Annotated in this window: 18 protein-coding genes, 1 other RNA gene and 3 pseudogenes; 13 read left to right on the plus strand and 9 right to left on the minus strand. The window is 68.0% G+C overall.

The genetic code is table 11. The annotated features are described in order from the left end of the window. Positions 1-42 precede the first annotated feature (42 nt). From IPH07_18410 to IPH07_18420, 3 genes are all read right to left on the minus strand, one after another. Positions 43-699, minus strand: a complete 657-nt coding sequence (locus tag IPH07_18410; GenBank protein ID MBK6919375.1) for a hypothetical protein — start codon at positions 697-699, stop codon at positions 43-45. Between the two features lie 171 nt (positions 700-870). Further along, positions 871-1749 (minus strand): hypothetical protein, encoded by an 879-nt coding sequence (locus IPH07_18415; protein ID MBK6919376.1) that lies wholly within the window; start codon positions 1747-1749, stop codon positions 871-873. Between the two features lie 392 nt (positions 1750-2141). Next, positions 2142-2369, minus strand: coding sequence for a hypothetical protein (locus tag IPH07_18420; protein MBK6919377.1), 228 nt, complete (start codon positions 2367-2369; stop codon positions 2142-2144). A 78-nt stretch (positions 2370-2447) separates the two neighbouring features. Here IPH07_18420 and IPH07_18425 point away from each other — a divergent pair. Both IPH07_18425 and IPH07_18430 read left to right on the plus strand, forming a co-directional pair. After that, positions 2448-2792, plus strand: a pseudogene (locus IPH07_18425) (transposase). Between the two features lie 49 nt (positions 2793-2841). Beyond that, a complete protein-coding gene (locus IPH07_18430) occupies positions 2842-3855 on the plus strand; it encodes an IS3 family transposase (GenBank protein ID MBK6919378.1) in 1014 nt (337 codons plus the stop codon). On the opposite strand, the gene IPH07_18435 is transcribed toward IPH07_18430, so the two are convergent. Continuing rightward, entirely contained in the window at positions 3852-4241 is a 390-nt protein-coding gene (locus IPH07_18435; protein ID MBK6919379.1) for a hypothetical protein, read from the minus strand. The two genes, IPH07_18430 and IPH07_18435, sit on opposite strands and share 4 nt — an antisense overlap. Before the next feature lie 714 nt (positions 4242-4955). Here IPH07_18435 and IPH07_18440 point away from each other — a divergent pair. From IPH07_18440 to IPH07_18455, 4 genes are all read left to right on the plus strand, one after another. After that, positions 4956-6845, plus strand: a complete 1890-nt coding sequence (locus IPH07_18440) for an SAM-dependent DNA methyltransferase (GenBank protein MBK6919380.1) — start codon at positions 4956-4958, stop codon at positions 6843-6845. A 7-nt stretch (positions 6846-6852) separates the two neighbouring features. Further along, positions 6853-8136, plus strand: a complete 1284-nt coding sequence (locus IPH07_18445) for a restriction endonuclease subunit S (GenBank protein MBK6919381.1) — start codon at positions 6853-6855, stop codon at positions 8134-8136. After that, a complete protein-coding gene (locus tag IPH07_18450) occupies positions 8133-9215 on the plus strand; it encodes a virulence RhuM family protein (GenBank protein MBK6919382.1) in 1083 nt (360 codons plus the stop codon). Before IPH07_18445 ends, IPH07_18450 begins: the two co-directional genes overlap by 4 nt. Positions 9216-9535: 320 nt before the next feature. Beyond that, positions 9536-12607 (plus strand): type I restriction endonuclease subunit R, encoded by a 3072-nt coding sequence (locus tag IPH07_18455; protein ID MBK6919383.1) that lies wholly within the window; start codon positions 9536-9538, stop codon positions 12605-12607. Between the two features lie 105 nt (positions 12608-12712). On the opposite strand, the gene IPH07_18460 is transcribed toward IPH07_18455, so the two are convergent. Together IPH07_18460 and IPH07_18465 are read right to left on the minus strand one after the other, a co-directional pair. After that, entirely contained in the window at positions 12713-13423 is a 711-nt protein-coding gene (locus IPH07_18460) for a hypothetical protein (protein ID MBK6919384.1), read from the minus strand. Positions 13424-13650: 227 nt separating this feature from the next. Continuing rightward, complete coding sequence (locus tag IPH07_18465) at positions 13651-15396, minus strand: RNA-directed DNA polymerase (GenBank protein ID MBK6919385.1); 1746 nt, start codon at positions 15394-15396, stop codon at positions 13651-13653. A gap of 280 nt (positions 15397-15676) precedes the next feature. Here IPH07_18465 and IPH07_18470 point away from each other — a divergent pair. Continuing rightward, a pseudogene (locus IPH07_18470) lies at positions 15677-16021 on the plus strand (transposase). 49 nt (positions 16022-16070) lie between these two features. Continuing rightward, a pseudogene (locus IPH07_18475) lies at positions 16071-17083 on the plus strand (IS3 family transposase). 143 nt (positions 17084-17226) lie between these two features. On the opposite strand, the gene ssrA reads toward IPH07_18475, so the two are convergent. Continuing rightward, positions 17227-17589: a transfer-messenger RNA gene (ssrA, locus tag IPH07_18480) on the minus strand. A gap of 299 nt (positions 17590-17888) precedes the next feature. On the opposite strand from ssrA, the gene IPH07_18485 reads away from it, so the two are divergent. Beyond that, positions 17889-19193 carry a hypothetical protein gene (locus tag IPH07_18485; protein ID MBK6919386.1) on the plus strand — a complete coding sequence of 435 codons (1305 nt, stop codon included), beginning with the start codon at positions 17889-17891 and terminating at the stop codon, positions 19191-19193. Positions 19194-19203: 10 nt separating this feature from the next. Here IPH07_18485 and IPH07_18490 read toward each other — a convergent pair whose 3' ends face one another. Further along, entirely contained in the window at positions 19204-19866 is a 663-nt protein-coding gene (locus IPH07_18490) for a hypothetical protein (GenBank protein ID MBK6919387.1), read from the minus strand. Positions 19867-20069: 203 nt separating this feature from the next. Here IPH07_18490 and IPH07_18495 point away from each other — a divergent pair, with 203 nt between their 5' ends. The 4 genes from IPH07_18495 to IPH07_18510 all read left to right on the plus strand — a co-directional run bounded on the left by IPH07_18495 (position 20070) and on the right by IPH07_18510 (position 24225). After that, positions 20070-20543, plus strand: a complete 474-nt coding sequence (locus IPH07_18495) for a hypothetical protein (GenBank protein MBK6919388.1) — start codon at positions 20070-20072, stop codon at positions 20541-20543. A gap of 146 nt (positions 20544-20689) precedes the next feature. Beyond that, entirely contained in the window at positions 20690-21562 is an 873-nt protein-coding gene (locus tag IPH07_18500; protein MBK6919389.1) for a universal stress protein, read from the plus strand. Between the two features lie 95 nt (positions 21563-21657). Next, positions 21658-22191 carry a hypothetical protein gene (locus IPH07_18505; protein MBK6919390.1) on the plus strand — a complete coding sequence of 178 codons (534 nt, stop codon included), beginning with the start codon at positions 21658-21660 and terminating at the stop codon, positions 22189-22191. A gap of 117 nt (positions 22192-22308) precedes the next feature. Then, entirely contained in the window at positions 22309-24225 is a 1917-nt protein-coding gene (locus tag IPH07_18510; protein MBK6919391.1) for an alkaline phosphatase D family protein, read from the plus strand. Between the two features lie 18 nt (positions 24226-24243). On the opposite strand, the gene IPH07_18515 is transcribed toward IPH07_18510, so the two are convergent. Then, positions 24244-24645, minus strand: a complete 402-nt coding sequence (locus IPH07_18515; GenBank protein MBK6919392.1) for an anti-sigma factor antagonist — start codon at positions 24643-24645, stop codon at positions 24244-24246. Positions 24646-24730: the final 85 nt, after the last annotated feature.

Consider the following 24730-nt stretch of genomic DNA (forward strand, 5'->3'; position numbering starts at 1 on the left):
TGTCAGCGTAGCACGGGCTGACTGTCGGTTGATCAGCGACAACTACTTCTGCCGGTCAACGACGACTAGATTTGCCGGTCCGTCGGCGATGCGGACGGCGCGGGAGGTGGCCTGGGCAAGCGCCCCGGCATGATGCTGGATCGGCCCCAGAACGGGGTCGAGATGGTCACCGACGCGCAGGTCCGCTTGCTGAGGAGGAAGCGGATGGAAGGCAAGACACAGGCAGCAGCGGCAGCGGCGGCGGGCATGAGCGAGCGGAGCGCGCGGACGTGGGAGACGGGCGCGTTGCCGTCGCAGACGAAGCGCGATCGAGATTGGCGGACGCGCGAGGATCCGTTCGCGGAGGTGTGGTCGACGGAGGTCGTGCCGCTGCTCGAGGCGGATCTCGACGGCGGGCTCGAGGCGAAGACGGTCTTCGCCGAGCTGCAGCGACGACACCCCGGCAAGTTCGACGCGGGGCAGCTGCGCACGCTGCAGCGACGGTTCCGCGACTGGCGTGCGGAGCACGGTCCGGCGAAGGAGGTGTTCTTCCCGCAGACGCATCGGCCCGGTCGCATGGGCGCGCTCGACTTCACGCACGCGACGGAGTTCGGCGCGCTGCGTTCGCGGGGCGGCGTCGAGCAGGCGATCGGCCTCACGGAGCGCCTCGAGGCACGCGCGAATGTCTCCGACGGTGGACCGGAAGGGATCGGGTTGCACGGGGGGCTGCATCTGTCGAGAAGCGGTCGATTGGGGTCGGCGGGTGGATCGCGTGGGCTCGGGAGCGGGCGATGTGGGGATCGGGCGATCGTACCCCCGCCGAGACGACGACGACGCCGCAGGGGCACCGCGGCGCCGTCGTGTTCACGGCGTCGCACCGGGGGGTGCGGGTCAGCTCGGGGTCGCCGCAGGATCGGTGGTGGTGGTGTCGGTCGCCGTGGTCGGTGTCGATCCGGCGTTGGCCGCGGCGCGGCGGCGGGCGGCGCTGCGGCGGCGGCGTTCGTAGGCGCTGGTCACCTGCCGCACGATGTCGTCGTGCTCGCGGAAGACGTAGCGCGCCGCAGCGCGCACGCGCGAGATCTTCGCCATCAGCAACATCGTGAGGCGATTGCGTCGCTCGAGCTGACGCGCGCCCTCGTCGGCATGACCGGCGATGCGCCCAGCCGAGCGCTCGCGCAGCGCCGCGACCAGCTTCGGCGCCTCGGCGATCAGATCGTGGTCGAACCCGCCGACCTCGCCCAGCTCGTCGGCGTACTCCGCCGCCAGCGCGCCGTAGTCCGCCAGCTCGCTCGCGAGCGCATCCTCGCTGTCGGGCTCGTCGCGATGGGCATCGACGACCGCCTGCAGCTTGGCCGCGCGCTCGTCGTCGACGCCGTCGTCGAACACCCACTCGAGCGCCGCCGACAGCTCGTCGACCACGAACGACGCCCGCTGCACCACCTGATCATCGGGCGGCGGCACCGCGAGCAGATAGGCCGTCTGCGCCTGCTGCACGAGCGCCTGCAGCTGCAGGATCTCCGTGCCGATAGAGCGCGCCAGGTGCTTGCTGCCCGCATCCTCGAGCCCCGGCCGCGCGACCGCACCGTTCTTGCCGCCGGCCTCGCGCTTCCAGTAGTGCTCGACGAACCGCGCCACATCCACCGCCTCGCCGAGCAGCACGTGCAGCGGCACCGGCATCGCGAACGCCCGCGGGTCGAGGGCGGAAGCCTCGGCGACGAGCTTCGCGACGAGGTTCTTGGCCGCGTTGGAGTTGGAGGAGGAGGTGGTCACGATGAGTCGCTTTCTGCGGGCGAGTCGGTCGGCCGCATGGGCGCTGTCGGTCGTGAGCGGGGTGGTGTTGCAGCGGGGGGATGGGGGGTGGGAGCAGGACGGGGGGGTTGGGGGGCGGGTGTCCTGCGGGGGGTGGGGGGTGTCCTGGGGGGGATGGGGGGTGTCCTGCGGGGAGCCGACACGTTCACTCAATCGCGAACGGGGCTGCGTGCTCCCACGGCCGATTGCTTGGGCGCGGTCGACCGCGGTCGGTGGCCACGCCGAGCACAATGCAACGCCCGGTCGCGCGGGCCTCTCAGTCGCGACTCATCCTCAGCGGAGCCGAGGAAGCCTCCGGCGCGGAAGCACCCGAAGCACCCCAGATGTGGAGGTGCCCGCATCTACCGCAGATGTCAGTCGACGGCCGCATCATCGCTGTTCTCGGGATGTTCGGCGGATGGGAAGTGGCGCGCGAGGAGTCGCTTGACAATGGACACGTAGTCTTCGCTGATGCTCCACGCTCGGTAGGCGGCGATCCAGCGGCGCCGATCGGGAGGTACGGCCGCCTTGAACTCCGCAACGTAGCTCGCGGAGAACGGGGAGCGCACGAGAACGGTGCGGTCGCCATCGCCGCAGGCCATCTCGGCCCCCTGTGCCAACGAGGGATGAGACACTGCCGAGCCGGAATTTACTGAGGGGCGCGAGGGACCATGTACGAGATGACATCGAGCGCGAACCCACGGAAGGTCGAGACGGAGACCCGAGAGAGAGCGCATCGGCGGCGCTTCACGAAGGAGTACAAGCTGCGCGTGCTGCAGGATGCCGACGCCTGCACGAAGCCGGGCGAAGTGGGCGCACTGCTGCGGCGAGAGGGCCTGTACTCGTCGCACCTCACGAGCTGGCGCGGGCAGAGGCTCGAGGGTACGTTGAAGGCGTTGGAGCGCAAACGCGGACCCAAGCCGAAGCAGACGGCGGAGCAGGCCGAGCTGGAGAAGCTGCGGCGTGACAACGAGCGCCTGCGCGAGAAGCTGCGCAAGGCCGAGAAGATCATCGAGGTCCAAAAAAACTCTCGGAGGTGTTGGGGCTGGACAGCGACGACACCGAGGAGCCGACGTGAAGGCAGCGGTCGACGAACTCGCGGGCCAGCTCGGCGTGGCGGTCGCCTGCGAGGCGCTCGGCGTGCCGCGGAGCACTGCGTACCGCTGGCGGCAGCCGGCCCTGCATGGCCCCCGCCGACCACGTCGACGACCTTCACGCGCGCTCTCCGAAACCGAGCGGACCAACGTGCTCGAGGTGCTGCACTCCGAGCGCTTCGTCGACAAGGCGCCGGCGACCGTGCACGCCACGTTGCTCGACGAGCAGCACTACCTCTGCCATCCCCGCACGATGTATCGGATTCTGGCGCTGCAGGACGAGATCCGCGAGCGCCGCGATCAAGCCCGGCACCCAAAGTACGCGCGACCTGAACTGATCGCCACGGCACCCAACCAGGTCTGGACGTGGGACGTGACGTGGCTGCGCGGCCCGGTGAAGTACACCTACTACCCGCTGTACGTGATCATCGATCTCTTCAGCCGCTACAACCCGGGCTGGATGCTCGCCCACGAGGAGAGCGGCGAGCTCGCGGCGAAGCTGATCCGCGAGGCGTGCAACCGCCACGGGATCGAACCGGGCACGCTCAAGCTGCACGCCGACCGCGGGCCCGTGCCCAGGGGCAAGACTGTGAAGCAGCTGCTGCGCGACCTCGAGATCACGGCGTCGTTCAGCCGACCGCGCGTCAGCAACGACAACCCGCACTCCGAGTCCGAGTTCCACACCCTCAAGTCGCACCCAGATTTCCCGGAGCGTTTCGAGAGCTTTGACCACGCGCGCGACTTCTGCCGGCGCTTCTTCGCCTGGTACAACGACGAGCACCGGCACTCCGGCATCGCTCGCCTCACTCCCGCCGACGTCTTCTTCGGACGCGCCGCCGAGGTCCTCAGCCAGCGCCAGCTCGTGATGAACGAAGCCTTCGCGAAGAACCCAGAGCGCTTCGTCGCAGGCCCACCGCAGGTGCCCACGCTCCCCAAGGCAGTCTGGATCAACCCACCCGAGAATCGCTCGGAGATCGAACTCGGACTTCACTAAACTCTCAACCCAAAAATCTCATTCTCGTTGACACATGCCGCGGGCTCGAAGTACGTCAGCTTGCCGATCTCCTGCTTGTACGCAGTGAGATACCTCAACAGTTCCCGAATACTGCCGCTCAGCGTTGCAATAGACTCACTGCGGGACAACGTCCGCAGCACGAGCCTCGACGTTCCACTGCAGCCGTCGAAGGTATGGCGCCCCGCGTAGTATGCGAACACGAGGTCCCGCAGCTCCTCGTCATCGAGGTTGGAAAGCAGCTGTACAATGTGCATGCGCGCGAGGAACTGCGCCTCGTCTGGCGCATCCGAAGGACTCGCAGGTTGCCGACGAGCAGACGCAAGGATTCGGTCGATCGTCTCGGTGATATCCGGATCACGAGCCATGACCGCTCAAGGTGTCAGAAGAACCTGGCGTGCGCAACTCGGCCCTCGACCGCCGACAAGAGGGCGTTGAACCGGTTGGAGTGATCTCCGGCACCGTCCTCAGCCCGGCCAATCCCACGAGGCGAGGAACTCTTCCGTACGGCATCTCCGGACCGCCACGCGTTCTCGCGATCAGCAAGAGTGGCGACGAGACCGACGACATCGCCGCTGAGGTCGCTGGTCGGGAAGGGATGTTCTCGAGCGTGTCATGGCGCTCGGCATCGCGGATCGCGGGAGGCCCCGGGAGGCCCCCAGTCGTCGAGAACGAACACCTCCGCGAGAGCTATCCCGATCAAGCGGCGCGCAGAGCCGCCGTCGGCGGGACCGGGCGCGGGCTGGTCGGCGAAGCCCACAGCGACGATCCGGTCAGGCCGCGTTTCGAGGCCGGCGTCGAGATCTCGTCGCCGACCGGGGCAGCCAGTCGCGCACCTGGCCCGGATGCTGAGCGCTCGTCATCGCCCCCGCTGTCGATCGGTTGGCCGAGCTGTGCACAGGGACGGCCCCGACAGTGCCCGCGACAGGTGTCGGCGCCGTGCCGAACGCCCGGGCGGCTGGGGTAACCTCGCCGCGCGCAACATGCGGTGGCGCCCCCGAGGGCCCGGTCCGTGTGCTGCCTTGAACTGCCCGCGCCTCGAGCCTGCCCGCAGTGCTTCGGGCCCACTGCGCTACCGCCAGATGTCCACGTCACGCAAGAAACTCCGCACCAAGCTCCTCGAACTGGTCCCCGCCGATGGGACGAGCATCGGCAATGGCCGCCTGCGACAGGCGCTCGGCGAGGCGCTCGGGCACGAGGTCGACGCCGACACGTACGCGGAGGTCCGCGATGCGTTGGTGGGAGACGGGGTGCTGCTCAAGGGGCAAGGTCGAGGTGGATCCGTGCGCCTGGCGGAGGGCGGCGAGGACGAAGACGAGGACGAGGACGTCGAGTACGAGGCCACAGAACCGCTCGTGCTGGAGAGCCCGGAGCCGAAGCGGCCGCGGGCCAAGAAGGCAGCGGAGCACGGCACGGGCGCGTCGTCGTCGGGGGCAAATCTGGGCTTCGAGGCGAAGCTGTGGCAGGCGGCGGACAAGCTGCGCAACAACATGGACGCGGCCGAGTACAAGCACGTCGTGCTGGGGCTGATCTTCCTGAAGTACATCTCGGACGCGTTCGAGGAGAAGCACGCGGCGTTGGAGGCCGACAAGAAGTCGGGCGCCGACCCCGAGGACCCCGACGAGTACCGGGCCGACAACATCTTCTGGGTGGCGAAGGACGCCCGGTGGACGCAGCTGCAGGGCAAGGCGAAGCAGCCGACGATCGGCAAGCTGCTCGACGACGCGATGGTGGCGATCGAGCGCGAGAACCCGACCCTGAAGGGGGTGCTGCCGAAGGACTACGCCCGGCCGGCGCTCGACAAGCAGCGGCTGGGTGAGCTCATCGATCTCATCGGTACGATCGGACTGGGGGACAAGGAGAACCGCTCACGCGACGTGCTCGGGCGGGTGTACGAGTACTTCCTCGGGCAGTTCGCGTCGGCCGAGGGGAAGAAGGGCGGGCAGTTCTACACGCCGCAATGCGTGGTCCGGGTGCTGGTCGAGATGCTGGCGCCGTACAAGGGGCGGGTGTTCGATCCGTGCTGCGGTTCGGGCGGGATGTTCGTGCAGAGCGAGAAGTTCGTGGAGGCGCACGGCGGCCGCATCGGCGACGTGAGCATCTACGGGCAGGAGAGCAACCACACGACGTGGCGGTTGGCGAAGCTGAACCTGGCGATCCGGGGGATCGACGCGAACATCGCGTGGCACGAGGCGGGGTCGTTCCACCACGACATGCACCGGGATCTGAAGGCGGACTACGTGATCGCGAACCCGCCGTTCAACGACAGCGACTGGGGTGGGGACCGGCTGCGGGAGGACGTGCGCTGGAAGTACGGGGTGCCGCCCGCGGGGAACGCGAACTTCGCGTGGGTGCAGCACTTCCTGCATCATCTGGCGCCGACTGGCATCGCGGGCTTCGTGCTCGCGAATGGGAGCATGTCGTCGCAGCAGTCGGGGGAGGGCGAGATCCGCGAGGCGCTGGTCGAGGGCGACATGGTCGACTGCATGGTCGCGCTGCCGGGGCAGCTGTTCTACTCGACGCAGATCCCGGTGTGCCTGTGGTTCCTGGCGCGGGACAAGAAGAACGGGCTGGGCGGGCGCGGGAAGAAGATGCGGGACCGGCGTGGGGAGACACTGTTCGTGGATGCACGGAAGATGGGGTCGATGGTCGACCGCGTGCATCGGGAGCTGACGGCGGAGGACATCGGGCGAATCGCCGGGACGTATCACGCTTGGCGCGGGGATGCCGGCGGCGGGTATGCGGATGTTCCGGGGTTTTGTAAGAGTGTGCGGACGGAGGAGATCGCCGGGCATCAGTTCGTGCTGACGCCGGGGCGGTATGTCGGGGCGGAGGAGGTGGTGGAGGATGCCGAGGGGTTCGAGGTGAAGATGAAGCGGTTGGTGGGGGAGCTGGAGGCGCAGTTCGAGGCGGGGGCGCGGTTGGAGAAGGTGATTCGGGGGAACCTGAGGGGGTTGGGGTATGGGCACTAGCACTGACGTGAGCGATGTACTTCCCGTCCCAGTCCAACATCCAGACTCATGGGCGACAGCACCGCTGCGCGATGTCTGTACCTTGATCGCCGACGGTGACTGGATCGAGTCAAAGGATCAAGGCGCGAGTGGGTACCGATTGCTCCAGATCTCGAATGTTGGCCGAGGCACTTTCGTTGAGACGGGAAACTATAGGTGGGTGACGGAGGAGACATTCCATCGACTGAACTGCACGGAGATTCGCGAAGGCGACATCCTGATCGCGCGAATGCCGGATCCGATTGGGCGCGCCTGGCTCGTCCACGATCTCCCGTGGAGGTGCGTAACAGCTGTTGATGTGGCGATTGTGCGCGCTGACCCGCGCGTATTGCAGCCAGCGTTCCTTGCCGCTGCCCTGAACTCCCCCGCGTACCTCGCCCAGGCAGCTTCGCTCGCCACAGGTACGACTCGACATCGAATTCGCCGTGCGGACATAGCGCGAACTAGCATCCCAATTCCCGGGCTCGCCACCCAGCGCGCCATCGCTCACATGCTCGGCAGCCTCGACGACAAGATCGAACTCAACCGCCGGATGAGCGAGACGCTCGAGGCCATGGCGCGGGCGCTCTTCAAGTCGTGGTTCGTCGACTTCGACCCCGTCCGCGCCAAGGCCGACGGCCGACAGCCGAGCGGCATGGACGCCGAGACCGCGAAGCTGTTTCCGAGCGAGTTCGAGCAGTCGGAGTTGGGCGAGATCCCGAAGGGGTGGCGGGTGGCGGCCGTTGGCGAACTGTTGTCACTCGAATACGGAAAGGCCCTAAAGGAGGAGGGCCGGCGTGCTGGGGGCGTCCTAGTGTTCGGATCTAACGGTCAGATCGGATCGCATGATGTGGCTCTGGTTAGTGGACCTGGAATCGTCGTGGGGAGAAAGGGTAATCCTGGTGTTGTTACTTGGGCGCCGTCCGATTTCTTCGTGATAGACACGGCGTTCTACGTTCAGCGCAGGTCTGACGTAGTGGGCCTCCGCTACCTGCACCGCGGGCTTGAGCGAATGAGATTGCCGCGTCTTGCTGCAGACTCCGCCGTTCCTGGAGTAAACAGAAACGCCATCTACGCTCAGAGTATAGTCGTTCCGAACTCTCGTGTCGCAGATGCCTTTGAGGGAATTGCGACCGCTTGGTACTCGGCGTCGTGGGCGCATTTGATAGAGGCCCGCCTGCTGGAAGACATGCGCGACACCCTCCTCCCTCGCCTCCTGTCCGGCGAACTCGACGTCACCCACGTTGCGGACGCGCTCGGATCCCCAGCATGACCTCGCCGCCCCGCGCCGACATCATCCTCTACCAAACCGAGGATGGCCGGACCCGTGTCCAGTGCCGCTTCGCCGACGACACCCTGTGGCTCACGCAGCTCCAGATGGCGGAGCTCTTCCAGACCTCCGTCCCCAACATCAACCTGCACCTGAAGGCCATCTACGCCGAGGCCGAGCTCACCCCCGAGGCAACGATTAAGTCCCACTTAATAGTTCGCACAGAGGGCTCCAGGCAGGTCTCTCGCCCCGTCCAGCACTACCACCTCACCGTCGTCCTCGCCGTCGGGTTCCGCGTCCGCTCCCCCCGCGGCACGCAGTTCCGCCGCTGGGCGACCGAGCGCCTCGAGGAGTACCTGGTCAAGGGCTTCACGATGGACGACGAGCGGCTCAAGAACCCGCCCGGGCCCGGCCATCGCGACTACTTCGACGAGCTCCTCGAACGCATCCGGGAGATCCGGGCGTCCGAGCGTCGGTTCTACCAGAAGGTCCTCGACATCTACGCCACCAGCGTCGACTACGAGCCGGACGCCAACGCCTCGCAGCGGTTCTTCGCGACGGTCCAGAACAAGATGCACTTCGCGACCCACGGCCACACCGCCGCGGAGATCGTCCATGCTCGCGCGGACGCGGACAAGCCCAACATGGGGATGCACACCACGCGGCCCGACGGCGTCGTGCGCAAGGAAGACGCCCTCATCGCGAAGAACTACCTCACCGAGCAGGAGCTGGCGGTCCTGCACCGCATCGTCAGCCTCTACATCGAGTACGCCGAGCTCCAGGCCCTCGAGCGCAGGCCCATGACGATGCAGGACTGGATCGCAAAGCTCGACGAGTTCCTGAAGGCCTCCGGTCGCGCGCTGCTCGACCACGCCGGCACCGTCTCTGCTGAGACCGCCAGACTGCGCGCCGAGCAGGAGTACGCGCGGTACCACGAACGCGTCGATGCCCAGCCACGGGCGGTCGACGCCGCCTTCGAGAAGGTCGCCAAACAACTACAGGCTCCCCGCCCCACGCGGCGGCCCGCGAAGCAGCGCGAGACGAGTCCGCCCAAGCCCAAGTCGAGGGCGAAGAAGCGATGACCAGGCCCCCCGGCCGAGGCACGCACGCGCGAAACCGGCCAGCGCGAGCACCCGACTTCGTCCAGGATTCCCGAACCATCGCATCGCTGACTTCGGAATCGTCGACCCGGCCCACGCGGCGCGTCACTTTGGCCAATCCCGCGATCGCTTCCGGCCGCCACCACGATGCCGATCGCGGCACTTCCATCACGACCAGCGGCAGGCGATGATGCCCAGGATCGTGGAGGCGGCGCGCCCATGACGACCCACCGCACCGTCCCGTGTCGGGTGGAGATGCCGTCGCCCTGCCAACCCGCTTGTGGATCCGGATTGATGGCTGCATGACCGCCCCGTTCACCGAGTCCGTCGTCGAACAAGCCGCCCTCGAGTGGTTCGCCGAGCTCGGCTACGCCACCCTGTTCGGCCCCGCCATCGCCCCCGACGAGCCCGCCGCCGAGCGCACCAGGTTCGACGAGCCGATCCTCGCCGGTCGCCTGCGCGACGCGCTCGCCCGGCTCAACCCCACCGTACCCGCGGACGCCATCGAGGAGGCGTTCCGCCGCGTCAGCCGGATCACCTCGCCGCAACTCGTGGACGCCAACCGCGAGTTCCACCATTGCCTCGTCAACGGCGTCAGCGTCGAGTACCTCCGGCCCGACGGCACCATCGGCTACGACCCGGTGCAGATCATCGACTTCGACCATCCCGACAACAACGATTGGCTCGTCGTCAACCAGTTCACGATCACGGAAGGGAGCCACAAACGTCGCCCCGACATCGTCGTGTTCATCAACGGCCTGCCGCTCGCCGTCGTCGAACTCAAGAACCTCGCCTCGGAGAACGCGACCATCTGGGGCGCCATCGCCCAGCTCGAGACCTACAAGGCCGAGGTCCCGTCCCTGTTCGTCTTCAATGAGCTCCTGGTCGTCTCCGATGGCGCCGACGCCCGCATCGGCACCCTCAGTTCGAGCAAGGAGCGGTTCGGACCGTGGCGCACCGTCGACGGCGAGCAGCTCGCCCCGGCCGCGGTCTCGCAGCTCGAGGTGCTGCTCCGCGGCGCCTTCGACAAGCACCGATTCCTCGACCTCGTCCGCTACTTCGTCGTGTTCGAGAACGACGGCGAGGTCAATCTGAAGAAGGTCGCCGGATATCACCAGTTCCACGCCGTCGCCAACGCCGTGGAGGCCACCGTGCGCGCCTCCCATGCCGCGGGCGATCGCCGCGTCGGCGTCGTGTGGCATACGCAGGGCTCGGGCAAGAGCCTGACCATGGCGTTCTATGCGGGGCGCGTCGTGCTGCACCCGCAGATGAACAACCCCACGCTCGTCGTGCTCACCGACCGCAACGACCTCGACGAGCAGCTCTTCACCACCTTCTCGCGGTGCAAGGATCTCCTGCGCCAGACCCCCGAGCGTGCCCGCGACCGCACGCATGTCCGCGAGTTGCTCAGCGTCGCGGCGGGCGGGGTCGTCTTCACCACGATCCAGAAGTTCATGCCCGAGGCCAAGGGCGACAGCTTCCCGCTGCTGTCGGATCGCAAGAACATCGTTGTCATCGCCGACGAGGCCCACCGAAGTCAGTACGACTTCATCGATGGCTTCGCCCGCCACATGCGGGACGCGCTCCCCAACGCCTCGTTCATCGGCTTCACTGGCACCCCGGTCGAGTCGACCGACAAGAACACGCGGTCGGTCTTCGGGGACTACATCAGCGTCTACGACATCCAACGCGCCGTGCAGGACGGCGCGACCGTCCCGATTTTCTACGAGAGCCGGCTCGCCAAGCTCCAGCTCGACGAGAGCCAGCGCCCGCTGCTCGACGAGAAGTTCGAGGAGGCCACCGAGGGAGAGGAACTCGACGGTAAGGAGAAGCTCAAGACGAAGTGGTCCGCGCTCGAGGCCCTGGTCGGCACCGAGCAGCGGCTCGCGCTCATCGCCGACGATCTCGTGCGTCACTTCGAGGCCCGCACGGAGGCGATGGCAGGCAAGGCCATGGTCGTGTGCATGAGCCGCCGGATCTGCGTGGACCTCTACCGCGCCATCGTGGCCCTGCGCCCAGACTGGCACGATGATGACGACGGGGCAGGCACCATCAAGATCGTCATGACGGGCTCCGCCACCGACCCCAAGGACTGGCAACCACACATCCGCAGCAAGTCGCGGCGCGAGGCTCTCGCCAAGCGACTGCGCAACCCGGAGGACCCGCTGCAGATCGTCCTGGTGCGCGACATGTGGCTCACGGGCTTCGATGCCCCGTGCCTCCACACGATGTACGTCGACAAGCCGATGCAGGGCCACGGCCTCATGCAGGCGATCGCGCGGGTCAATCGGGTCTTCCGCGACAAGCCCGGCGGCCTCGTCGTCGACTACCTCGGGCTCGCCGATCAGCTCCGTCGCGCGTTGCACACGTACACGGAAAGCGGAGGCCAGGGCGATACCGCCATCGATCAGGGCGAGGCGGTCGCGGTCATGCTCGAGCGGTACGAGCTGTGCTGCGGGATCTTCGATGGCTTCGACTGGAAGCCCGCACTCACCGGCAGCGCGGCGCAGCGGCTCAGTACGATGTCGGCGGCCAAGGAACACGTGTTGTGCCAGGAGGACGGCAAGCAGCGACTCCTGCAGGGCGTCACCGAGCTGTCCAAGGCGTTCGCGCTGGCGGTCCCGCACGACGAGGCGCTCCGGATCCGCGACGACGTCGGCTTCTTCCAGGCGGTGCGAGCGGACATCGCCAAGTTCTCGACCTCGGAGCGCAAGCTCTCCGGCGACTTGGATCACGCGATCCGACAGATCGTGTCCAAGGCCGTCGCCTCGGACCAGGTCATCGACATTTTCGCGGCCGCTGGCCTGAAGAACCCCGACATCGGAATCCTGTCCGACGAGTTCCTCGCCGAGGTCCAGTCGATGAAGCACCGCAATCTCGCGGTCGAGCTGCTGCAGAAGCTGCTCAATGATGAAGTGAAGCTGCGATCCCGGCACAACATCGTGCAAGCGCGGTCGTTCTCCGAGATGCTCGACAAGTCGGTGCGTCGGTACCAGAGCCGCGCGATCGAGGCCGCGCAGGTCATCGAGGAGCTCATCGCGCTCGCCAAGGACATCCGAGAGGCCGACAAGCGCGGCGCGCTCCTGCGCCTGACCCCGGACGAGGTCGCCTTCTACGACGCGCTCGAGGTCAACGACAGCGCCGTGAAGGTGCTCGGCGATGAGGCGCTGCGGACGATCGCCCGCGAGTTGGTCGAGACGGTTCGGAACAACGTGACCATCGACTGGACGGTCAAGGAATCCGTCCGCGCCAAGCTGCGCGTGATCGTCAAGCGGATCCTCCGCAAGCACGGCTATCCGCCCGACAAGCAGGAGAGCGCGACCGCCACGGTGCTGCAGCAGGCGGAGACCCTGTCACAGGCGTGGGTCGCGTAGTGGCGTGGTCATGTCCGCGGTGAGCTCACGACTCAGCTCGGGACTCGGCGTTTGCCGGAAGCGCCCATCTACTACGGCTCGGTCACGCGCAGTGGCTCTTGCGGCTCAGGGGTGCCAGAGCGCCGAGGGTTCGAGATCGAGGCGGCGAACGCCCAACTGATTCTGGCCATCATTCTCAAACATGAACGTCGCGATCCTGAGTCCTGCGTGACGCTTCGCAATCCATCCGCCGACTTCTTGTGCCTTCCAACTGAGATTCGCAGACAACCAGCGTTGCGATCGGTTCGTTTCGCCCGTTTCGCCCGAGTTCATGTCGGTGCAGATCTCGGCGAGCGCGCCGCCGATGAGATCGGAGACTGCGCAAAGGTCTTCCTCGGCTCGATCGCCGGGGTCGATGGTTACCGTGCCGATCCCAAGTTCCCCAGGTTGATGGCGGACATGCAGGTTGGCCAGCTGAGACATCAGTCGAGCAGCGTCAGCCGATCGCTCGGGCGTGGCGAAGATCGCGTCCTCGTCCGAAATCCAGTAAACGTTCTGGCCGTCTTTTCCGAATGTACCAATCAATAAAGAGATCAGGGTTGCGGTGCGCATCAGCCGCTCGAACGCAGAGTGCGTCCACTTTCCCTTGAGGCCGACACTTCCTTGCCAAATCGCAAGAATCCCTGGTGGGGCCCAGACGTGCGGGATGCTCTTGGGAAAGACAAGGGATACGGCGAGCCCGTCAATCTGGCTTGCGCTGTCGAGGAAGCCGTCGAGGGCAGCCTTGCGCTGCCTGTCGTTAAGTCGCTTGTATGCCATCCTTCGTCCGTCGGACATGAACCGTTGCCTAACGGCGCGACGTCCGAGTTCCCACTGCGCCGAACCGTACATCGCTGCATAGACCGCCGTTACGACGTTGACGGAACTTGCGGCATGTTCCCCAGCGGCGTCGGAGCCGATGTAGATCAGATCTCCGTCAAGCGGCGGGAGCGGTAGACATCCGAGTTCCGTGCGGATCCAACCGACGCCGGGCAGGTCGAGTTCTGGAGGCGGCGAGCTTCGAGTCACTCGCCCCCCGTGGAAGCGTTGTCGAGCGGCCAGGCGGTGAATGGGTTGCGGCGCGAGTAGACGACGCCCGACTGCAGGTCGTAGATGGCCTTCACCTTGTGGCTGATCTGTTCGAAGCGGATGCTCGCCTGGTCGCCGGACCTCCGCTTCTTCTTGCCATCACCCACCTCCTCGCGTTCAGAGCGGACGATCGAAAGCGCGAAGTCTCCGAGGACTCCGAGAACGAGATCCGGCAGGGGCAGCGCAGGGTTGCTCCCCTTCGAGAGGACCTCGCAGCTCGGCACCGCGGCCGGCCTACGCGCACCGAGGCACTCGAGCTCGCTGAATATCGAGTTCGCGATTTCGGACAGGAGCCTTCTGCCGACCCTTGGGTTCTCCTCGCCCACGATCTTCAGCGTACATCCGTCGTAGCGGATCATCCGGTCGCGTAGGAGTTGGGCGAGAGTTCGAGCATACGTCTCGGCGTATGAAGCCTTGTCCTGCTTCGGCAGTGCCGCGTAGGCGACGAATGAGCGAAACGGAAGGGTCCGCAGCAGCTCGGTGGCTCGCGTTCGGTTGTCGGGCGTCAGTTCGTTCCAGTGGAGTCCCCTTTGCTTCAACACTGCTCGTTCGCTCTCGGCGGTCATCGTGTCCGCGATGCGATCATCCAGGAAGCGCTGGACTTCTGCCGAGACCCATTCGACATCTTCGACGACCGTGAGGCACAGCAGAAGAACGTCACGGTCTGGCGGGACCGACTCGTCGAGAAGGAAGAGCACGGTGCGGCCCGCGAGGCGTTCCTGCGTCGGATAGGCAACGGCGACGCCTTCCCGGCCGAGGAGTTCCATCCACTCCTTGTTCAGCCGATCTCCGAGGTCACGCTCGATGCCCCGGAGGTACTGGATGGTCCCGTGGATCTTGTTGATGCCGGACTGAAACGACGGGTAGCCGCGACGCCCGAGATGCTGCCGGAGACCGTACCTGTCAGCGTGGTGGAGATCCTGGCGGAGCCGTCGCTTCATGCTCCTCGGCGCGCGCGGTCGGTCGCCATGTTCGAGCGAGAGGCCGGTGACGTAGAGACCGCGTCCCGCCTTCGCCAAACCCCACTTCCGTGGTGCGATCTCGAAGCCGTCGGCGGCGAGCGCGGCAGCGACATCGTTCCGCGTCGGGAGTTCGGGCCCGGAGAAGAACAAGTCGTCCGCATACCTGGTGTAGCGTCCGGCCGGCGCCAACGCGCGCAGGCGCGCGTCGAGGTCGTGGCACACGGCGTTCGCAACGATGGGGCTCGTGTGCAGTCCGAGCGGCACGTGATCGTCCCAGGACAAGATGCGCGAGAGGGCCGCGGCCGCCTCATTGTTCAGCCCGCATCGCAGAAGCAGTTGTCGAACGCGCTCGTGTTGGATGGACTTGAAGAAGGCCCGTATGTCCGTGCAAAGTACGCGTCGCTGACCCAGGTGCGCGAGCGCATTGGTCCACGTCGATCGGCCAGCGACGTACCCGTGCGCGGACGGGTGGGGGAAACCAGCGAGCGCGCCGACGAAGAGCGCGTTGAGCCTGCGCGCGAGGCCTTTGTACATGTCGGCGGCCCAGGTCTCGGTCACTTCCCAGATCTCGCGCACGCCCCGATTTCCGCGCTTCGGGATCTCGTAGGTCTTGAACACCTCCTCCGGGGAGGCCACGAGAAGCTGGCGCGCGCGTCCTTCCGAGATCCCGAGGTACTTCGCGAGGTCGCTCGCATCACGCATGTTCCTCAAGTCGAGCATCGCGACGAAGTGGCGACCGAATCACGGTAAGAAGCAGTGCCGTTGGCGGCGGGTGCGACTCGCACCCCTTAGACCTTGATCCGGTCGCCACCGCAGATCGTCGATGCTGCCGACCAGCCCGTCAACGACCTTCTGGAGCTGCGCTCGTGGCTCGCGCTACTTGTTGCCGATCAGACTCGACGGAGCGAAGGAGCCGCCCGTTCGCATCCCCCTGTGCCAACGAGGGATGAGACACTGCCGAGCCGGAATTTACTGAGGGGCGCGAGGGACCATGTACGAGATGACATCGAGCGCGAACCCACGGAAGGTCGAGACGGAGACCCGAGAGAGAGCGCATCGGCGGCGCTTCACGAAGGAGTACAAGCTGCGCGTGCTGCAGGATGCCGACGCCTGCACGAAGCCGGGCGAAGTGGGCGCACTGCTGCGGCGAGAGGGCCTGTACTCGTCGCACCTCACGAGCTGGCGCGGGCAGAGGCTCGAGGGTACGTTGAAGGCGTTGGAGCGCAAACGCGGACCCAAGCCGAAGCAGACGGCGGAGCAGGCCGAGCTGGAGAAGCTGCGGCGTGACAACGAGCGCCTGCGCGAGAAGCTGCGCAAGGCCGAGAAGATCATCGAGGTCCAAAAAAACTCTCGGAGGTGTTGGGGCTGGACAGCGACGACACCGAGGAGCCGACGTGAAGGCAGCGGTCGACGAACTCGCGGGCCAGCTCGGCGTGGCGGTCGCCTGCGAGGCGCTCGGCGTGCCGCGGAGCACTGCGTACCGCTGGCGGCAGCCGGCCCTGCATGGCCCCCGCCGACCACGTCGACGACCTTCACGCGCGCTCTCCGAAACCGAGCGGACCAACGTGCTCGAGGTGCTGCACTCCGAGCGCTTCGTCGACAAGGCGCCGGCGACCGTGCACGCCACGTTGCTCGACGAGCAGCACTACCTCTGCCATCCCCGCACGATGTATCGGATTCTGGCGCTGCAGGACGAGATCCGCGAGCGCCGCGATCAAGCCCGGCACCCAAAGTACGCGCGACCTGAACTGATCGCCACGGCACCCAACCAGGTCTGGACGTGGGACGTGACGTGGCTGCGCGGCCCGGTGAAGTACACCTACTACCCGCTGTACGTGATCATCGATCTCTTCAGCCGCTACAACCCGGGCTGGATGCTCGCCCACGAGGAGAGCGGCGAGCTCGCGGCGAAGCTGATCCGCGAGGCGTGCAACCGCCACGGGATCGAACCGGGCACGCTCAAGCTGCACGCCGACCGCGGGCCCGTGCCCAGGGGCAAGACTGTGAAGCAGCTGCTGCGCGACCTCGAGATCACGGCGTCGTTCAGCCGACCGCGCGTCAGCAACGACAACCCGCACTCCGAGTCCGAGTTCCACACCCTCAAGTCGCACCCAGATTTCCCGGAGCGTTTCGAGAGCTTTGACCACGCGCGCGACTTCTGCCGGCGCTTCTTCGCCTGGTACAACGACGAGCACCGGCACTCCGGCATCGCTCGCCTCACTCCCGCCGACGTCTTCTTCGGACGCGCCGCCGAGGTCCTCAGCCAGCGCCAGCTCGTGATGAACGAAGCCTTCGCGAAGAACCCAGAGCGCTTCGTCGCAGGCCCACCGCAGGTGCCCACGCTCCCAAGGCAGTCTGGATCAACCCACCCGAGAATCGCTCGGAGATCGAACTCGGACTTCACTAAACTCTCAACCCAAAAATCTCATTCTCGTTGACACATGCCGCATCGCACATCTGGCGCCCCTTCGGCGACGCGCCCAGAAACGCCAAGGTCCCGAGGTGAGCTCACCTCGGGACCCGCGTCGCTCGCCGATCTCGGCATCAATTCAGTGGAGGCGCCGGGAGTCGAACCCGGGTCCGAAGGCCTTCGCAAAGGACCTCTTCACGTGTGTGGCCTGCAGATTTGATCTCGGCTCGGGGCACGCCTACAGGCAAGCGATCCCTTCGCCCAGCCGCTTGATCTTGCCGTCACGCCGCGACACTCGTGACGACCAGCTCGTGTGTCCACGCGTGCAGGCTACTCGAGCTCCTCACCTGCACGCGTCGTCGGTTCTTAGGCGACGAGGGCCATACGGCCGTAGTTGCTGTCGTTGGCAGCTGTGGTTTCCCAGGTCGTTTTGACGCGGGGGCCTGGGATCCGCGACACGCAGTCTCTTCGTTCCGTGCCCCCGTCGAAACCGTTGCACCCCCGTGGTGACCGGTGAGCGCGCCGAACCCGGGAGCAGGCGCAGCGCGAACCGGCCCGGCAGTATGCGTCCGCAGGCCGGGCTGCGCAAGACCAGCGGCGCATGGCTCGCATGGGCCCGCACGGCGCCTGCAAAGACGACCGCCCTGCCCCGTCCGAGATCGCAACCCGCCGAGCCCGCGCGCCGGCGTGGGCGCGATCCCATGGCCACGTGCGCGAGGCCGCGAGACGAACATGCGATCGCACCCTTCGCACGCCCGCACGCCGACGCGCGCGCGGGCACTGCTAGCCTCGCCCCGACGACATGAAGCTGCGCACGTGGTGTCACTGCACGCTGTTGGCGATCGCCTGCGATCGCACCCCCGACGACGGCGAGGTCGCGAAGGCCGCGGCCACGCCGTCACCCGATCGCGCGACCACGCCCGCGACCACGCCCACACCCGCGACCGCGACACCTCCGAGCACCGCGACACCTCCGAGCACCGCGACACCACCCTCCCCCGCGACCACGCCCGCGACCGGCCCGGCGAGCACGCCGAGCGTCGCACCGTCGGCACCACCGGCGCCCACGACCACGCCCACGCCCGCACCCACGCCATTCGAAACCCTCGCCGAGCAGCTCGGGGCGTCGCGATCGCCCGCCCCCGCGCCGGATCTCGCCGCGACGAAGACCAAGGCGTGGGAGGACTACAAGGCCAAGCGCTACCCCGAGGCTGCCCGCGGATTCGCCGTCCTCGCGATGGCGCAGCGCATGCCGTGGAAAGATGCGTTCAATCTCGCCTGTGCACTTTCGCTGGCGGGCCGCACCGACGATGCCCGCATTGCGCTCGCCGAGGCGATCGATCGCGGCGGCGATACGGTGGCGGGCAAGGCCAAGAAGGACGGCGATCTGGCGGCCCTGCGCAAGGAGCCATGGTTCGCGGCGCTGGTCGAGGGCACCGGCGAGGGCGGCGACGAAGCCGACGCGTTCGAGCGCTGCATGGACCACCCGACCGATGCATGCGTGAGCACGATGCTCGAGGGCGACTTTCGCTTCGGTGATGCGATTGCATTCACCACACCGGTGACGCTGTCGCTCACGCCACCTTCCACGCGGCCGAAGCAACGCATGCGCGCGGTCGGCAAGACCCTGCCGTGGAAGACGCTGCAGACCGAGCTGGGGCTCACCGGCATGCACGGCAGCGGCAGCCCCGAGCTCGTCGATCCGCCGGGGCTGATGGCGAACGAGGCGTTCGAGGGCAAGCCGTTCTGGTGGTGGCCCGACGACGACGCGAACCCCATCGCGGTGATCCCCCACGTGCACCGCTCGGTGAAGGACGACTCGCCCGCCAGCGTGGCCACCTTCACGCTGGCGCGCCAGTTACCCGAGGGCTGGCGGGCGGTGACGCTCGATGTCACGACCCCGAATCAGTCCGGCGGACGCCGCTCCACATATCTGCAGAGCGGCGTGGGCGTGCGCTTCGACGGCTACGAGATCTTCGCGCTGTCGCAGATGTACACCGACGGCGACGACGGCCCGCCCGTCGAGCGGCGGCTGTGCCGGATCCGCCACCACGACGGCGCGCTGCGCATGGCGTGCGCGACGTCGTGGACCGACCACGCCCCCTGACGGGGACGCGTCAGGCACCCTCGCTGCGGTACAGCACCAGGGTCGAGTCGCCGCTGGTGAGGGTGAGCGCCTCGCCGATGTCGTCGACGGCGATCGACCAGGTCCACGCCGAGGGATCGATCACGTCGGCGCTGTCGGTGATCTCGCCGCACTGGTCGATGTGCTGCTCGCCCTCCACCGGGGTGAGCTCGAGCGCGTCGCCATCGACCACGTAGCTACCGACGTAGTACTCCTGGATCAGGATGGCGCAGCCGTCCTGCTCGCCCTGCAGCACGGTCGCCTGCTCGTAGCTGCCGTCGTCGTAGAACCCGAAGCCGATGCCGACGCCGTCGACCTCGCCGGCCCACAGGCCCAGCAGGTCACCGTCGATCTCGCCACCACCGCCGGTGCTGTCGGCCGCCGAGCCGCCTTCGCTGGCCGAACCACCTTCGGCGCCCGAACCACCCTCTGCGCCCGAACCACCTTCGCCGCCGCCGGAGATCGAGAGCGCGTTGCCCTCGCCGCCACCTTCGCCGGAGTCCATGCCCGCGGACTCGGTGTCGCCGTCGGTGTCACCGTCGGTGTCGCCGGTGTCGCCACCACCGACGAGGTCGCCGAGATCGAGGTTGCAGCCGCCGGCGAGGCCAGCGATCGCGAGGACGAGGAGGCCAGAACGAAGCGCGAGGGAGTGCATGGTCATCACGCTCGGTGAGTGGGGGCGAGCCCGCGGATCCGTCTCGGGCCCGCGGCGCCACAGGTCCGCGCGTGTGGCGAGGGCCACATTCGGGGCCCCGCGGGGGCCACGCCAAGGGTGCCCGCGAGGGCGAAGAACGGCCCGCAGCGCCCGTCAGGGCGACATCGCGATACATCGGCGCCCGCCGTGACGTTCTGCTGGTCGTGCACTGCCTCGGCCCCCTGCGAACGGCGCTCGTCGCCATCTCGACCCTCGTCGCGTGCTCGGTCGAGCAGCGTGCGCCGGCCGGCGATGCGAAGGCGGCGGCGCCGGCCGACGGGCCGCGCTACGAGCTCGAGGTGAAGGCGCCCGCACGCGCGGTCGCAGGGCAACCGGTCGAGGCCCGCGTGACGGTGCAGGCCCACGCGCCATGGCACATCAACCTCGACTACGCAGCTCGCCTCGAGATCGACGCGAACGCGCGGGTCGAGGCCGGTACCGCGGCGACCATCGAGACCGCCCGCTTCGACGCCGAAGGGCTGGCGCTGGTGTACCACTTCGAGCCCAGCGGTCGCGGGCCGCTCGCGGTCGCCGGCGAGCTGCGCTTCGCGGTGTGCGGCGAGGAGGCCTGCGCCCCCGAGCACGTGCCGGTCGACTTCACCGTCGAGGTGGCGTGCGACACCGGTACGTTGTGTTGAGCCGACGCCCTCGTCGCGCCACCATGCAGTGACGCGCGGTGGCCGGACGGTCGTGGTCGCGCGCACAATCCCCCGCGACGGTGCCGGCGATCGCCGCACGAGCTGCGCGCGGGCGGCCGGGGGCCGGCTGCTAGGCTGATCGAATCATGCGGTTCGCCCTCGGCATCGATTCACGGGCGCGCAGTCGCGGCGCCATCGAGTTTGCGTCGTGGCTGCGACAGCACACCGATGACGCCGAGATCGTCGGCGTGCACGTGATCGATCAGCGGCTGCGGGTGAGCCTGCGCGATGACCTCGCCGACGAGGTCGTCGCTCGCGCGCAGCGAGATCTCGACGCCGCCCTGCAGGACGCCGACGCCCGCAGCGTGGTGGTGAGTGCCCACGTTGCGTTCAGCGACTCACCCGAGGAGGGGCTGGCCGCGAGCATCGGCGAGCAGCGGATCGATGCGCTGCTGCTCGGTCGCATCGCGCCCGCCCACGCCATCGCGCTGCAGCGCCTGGGTCGAGTCGCGCGTAGGCTCGTGCGCACGCTGCCGAGCGCGGTCGTGGTGGTGCCGCCGGATCTCACCCGCGAGCAGATCGGTGCCGGACCCGTGCTGCTGGCGACCGATGGACGCGAGCCCGCGGTCGAGGCCGCTCGCTTCGCCGCACGGCTCGCGGGCTCGCTCGGCCGGCCGCTGCTGGCGCTGCAGGGCACGACACCCCGCGAGTACGCGCCCGACTTCGAGTCGCCGGTGCAGCTCGCCCGCGATCCGCACGCTGCGCTCGATCCCGCCGAGCTGGTGGCGTGGCTCGCCAAGGTCGGCTGCCCGCAGGCGCAGGCGCTGGTCGTCGAAGGCGATGTCGTCGACACGCTGTTCACGGTCGCGGCGCGCGAGCGTGCGCCCGTGATCGTGACCGGCTCCCGGCGGCTGGGAGTCGCCGATCGTCTGTTCAGCTCGAGCGTGGGGACCGATCTCGCGCGGCTTGCCGATCGCGCCGTCGCGATCGTGCCGAACCTCGTACCGCCCGGCACGTGACCGCGAGCATCGTCGCACCGCAATCGCTGCGGCACGCACGGGGTCGACGTGGAGCGCAGGGCGCTTGACGGCGATGGCGCCGGCATGATGCCGTGGTGCTCGCGAGAATGCCGACGGACCTCGAGGTCATGCGTGACACGCCCACCCAGCTCATGGCGCTGTGGCGGTGCTTCGTGCTGGTGGTCGTTCGGCGATCGCCGACCGCCGACGACGCCGCCGCGTTGATGGACGCGCTGGCGCGGCTGGCCGAGCGCGGACACCAGCACGCCGCGATCGTCCACTGTGCGGTCGTCGCAGGGGCCGGCGATCCACCCGGCGAGGCCGCGCGCGAGCGCTACCGCGTGTTGATGACGGACCCCACGTCGATCTGCCGCGGCTCCGCGATCGTGATCGAGCAGGAGGGCTTCGTCGGCGCCATCATCCGCAGCGTGCTGACCTCGCTCATGTTCTTGACCCGGGCCGTGTACCCCACGCGCGCGCACGGCAGCAAGCCCGCGGCGGCGGAGTGGTTGCTGGCGCTGCTGCGACAGCAGGGCTGCGAGCCGGCCAGCGTCGAGGAGCTGGCCGATGCGATGCAAGCCGCAATGGTACGCGCGCGCACGGCCGTGCCCGCCAACGCCACCGCGTGATCGCCCCGCCAGCGCGGCTGCGCCGCGCCGTGGAGCAACCACCGAAATCGCCGCGGCTACGCAGGCCTGCGCATGCGACCGCCCACACGCGCACCGCGGCCTTGGCATGATGCGCCGATGCGGGCGGCACTCGTGGTGGGTCTGGGGTTGACGTTGTCCTGTCACGGCGGTGGCGGGGGCAGCGGAGGCAATCAAGAAGGTGGCGTCGCGTCGAGCACGTCGGGTGGCGACACCTCCGGCACCGGCGTGGGCACGAACGCATCGGGCAGCGCCGAGGGCGGCACGATGGCCGACAGCTCCTCGGGTTCGAGCGGGCCGACGGACTGCAACGGCGGCGACCCGACCGGCAGCCCCGACGCGGCCGAGATCTGCGACGGCATCGACCAGGACTGCGACGGCGAGATCGACGAGGGCATCCCGACCGACGGCGCGGGCTGTCAGGACCCGGGACCGCCACCCTCGACCGACATGGTCTCGATCGTGACGATCTCGATCCGCACTGGCACCGACACCAACGCCAACACCGATTCTGCGATGGAGGCGTGCCTGGGCGACGGACACTGCTGGTCGCTCGACATCCCGACCACCTGGAACGATCGCGAGCTCGGGGCCTGGGACGTGTACGCGTTCGAAGACCTGCAGATCCCCCGCGAGGAGCTCGATCGCTTCGAGCTGCGCGTCGCCGCCGGCAGTGGCCAGGATCGCTGGCACCCGGTCGCCGCAGGGGTCGCGTTCGACGGCGAACCGATCTACTGCCGCAACGACATGGATGTGTTCCTCGGCAGCGACGGCGGCGCGGTCGAGGTGGCGTCGTGGGTCGACCCGGAGGGCCTCGACAACCACTGCGCGACGGCCTGGGACAGCCCGCTGACATTCGGGCCGATGATCGGCGCCGCCGATCCCGACGGCGCGCGGCTGTGGTACCGCACCGACGCGACGCGAGCGGTACGCCTGCGCGTGGCCGCCACCGCGGAGGCGCTGGCCGACGCGCCGGTGGTGCACCACGGCTATCCGCTCGCGAGCGCCGACTTCACGCAGACCGTGCACGTGCAGGGGCTGCAGCCCGACACGCAGTGGTGGTTCGACCTCGAGATCGAGGGCGAACGTCACGGCCCGTGGTCGTTCGAGACCGCGCCGCGCCCGGACGCCGCCGGTGAGGTGCGCGTCGCGTTCGGCTCGTGCACCCACGACGACGCGCAGCCGATCTTCGGCACCATCCGCGACTGGGCCCCCGACATCTTCATGTTCATCGGCGACAACCACTACGGCAACACCGGCAACGTCGGCGCGCTGCGGCAGTGGTACCGCTGGGCCCACGGTCGGCCGCAGCGCCGCGAGCTGCTGCACGAGAGCGAGATCCTCGCGGTCTGGGACGACCACGACTATGTCGGCAACAACCTCGACGGCACCGCGGCGGGCAAGGACAACGCGCTGCGGGTGTTCCAGGAGTACTGGGCCAACGCCAGCTACGGCACCGAGGAGCTGGCCGGCATCTTCAGCGCGCAGCGACACGGCCAGGTCGAGATCTTCCTGCTCGACGACCGCTACTGGCGAGGGCTCGACGACTCGGTCATCGGTGACGAGCAAGAGGAGTGGCTGTACGACGCGCTGGCCGACTCCGACGCGACCTTCAAGCTGGTGGTGTCGGGCAGCCAGTACACCCTGCTCGATCACTCGGACTCGTGGGGTGTGTTCCCCGAGGCGCAGACGCGGCTGCGGCAGTTCATCGCCGATCACGACGTCGCCGGCGTCGTGCTGCTCTCGGGCGACGTCCATCGCGCCGAGCTGCGCCTGCTACCGGGGGCTGCAGGTGGCTACGGCCTGCCCGAGCTGACCTCGTCGCCGCTGGCCAACCCCAACAACGGCTGCGACGACAACGAGTCCGATCTGCTGGGCTGCTACGACGGCGACAACTTCTTCATCGGGCTCGAGATCGACACCGCTGCCGCCGACCCCACGCTCACGGCTCGCATCATCGACAGTGACGGCGACGAGCGCGACAGCTGGGTGATCCCGCGTTCCTCGCTGCAGTAGTCGCGTTGGCGGGTCGGGTCAGCCGCGACGGCGCGGGTCGGTGCCCTGCTCGATCGCCGTCTCGGCGGTCGCGCGGCGGCGCAGCCACGCATCGCCCTGCTCGAGGGTGGCGACCGCACGGGACCCGGCGTCACCGACCTCGCCGATCGTGAGGATCGCGAGGCCGCGGATCCGCGGGTGCGTGGTGACGTAGGCGCAGCGGCGTCCCGCGTTGGCGAGCGCACCGTGCATCGCGACCAGCTCACCGCGGCCGAGGATGTCGTAGTCCTCGACGTCGCGCAGATCGAACAACACCTCGGGCGGCTCACCGCGCTCTTCGATCCACCGCGAGACGCTGCTGCGCAGCTCCACGGCGGTGGTCTGATCCAGCTTGCCGCGCATCACGACGGTGAGTCGTGCGGGCGAACCCGAGAGGGTCACGTCTCCCACATCGGCAGCGTAGCGAAGGCACGCGTGGCCGTTTGGCCACCGCTGCAGGGGCGGTGCAGCACCGGCTGCAGGCTCG

Source organism: Deltaproteobacteria bacterium (genome assembly GCA_016709225.1).
In the GTDB taxonomy this organism is placed as follows: domain Bacteria; phylum Myxococcota_A; class Polyangia; order Nannocystales; family Nannocystaceae; genus Xiheibacterium; species Xiheibacterium phototrophicum.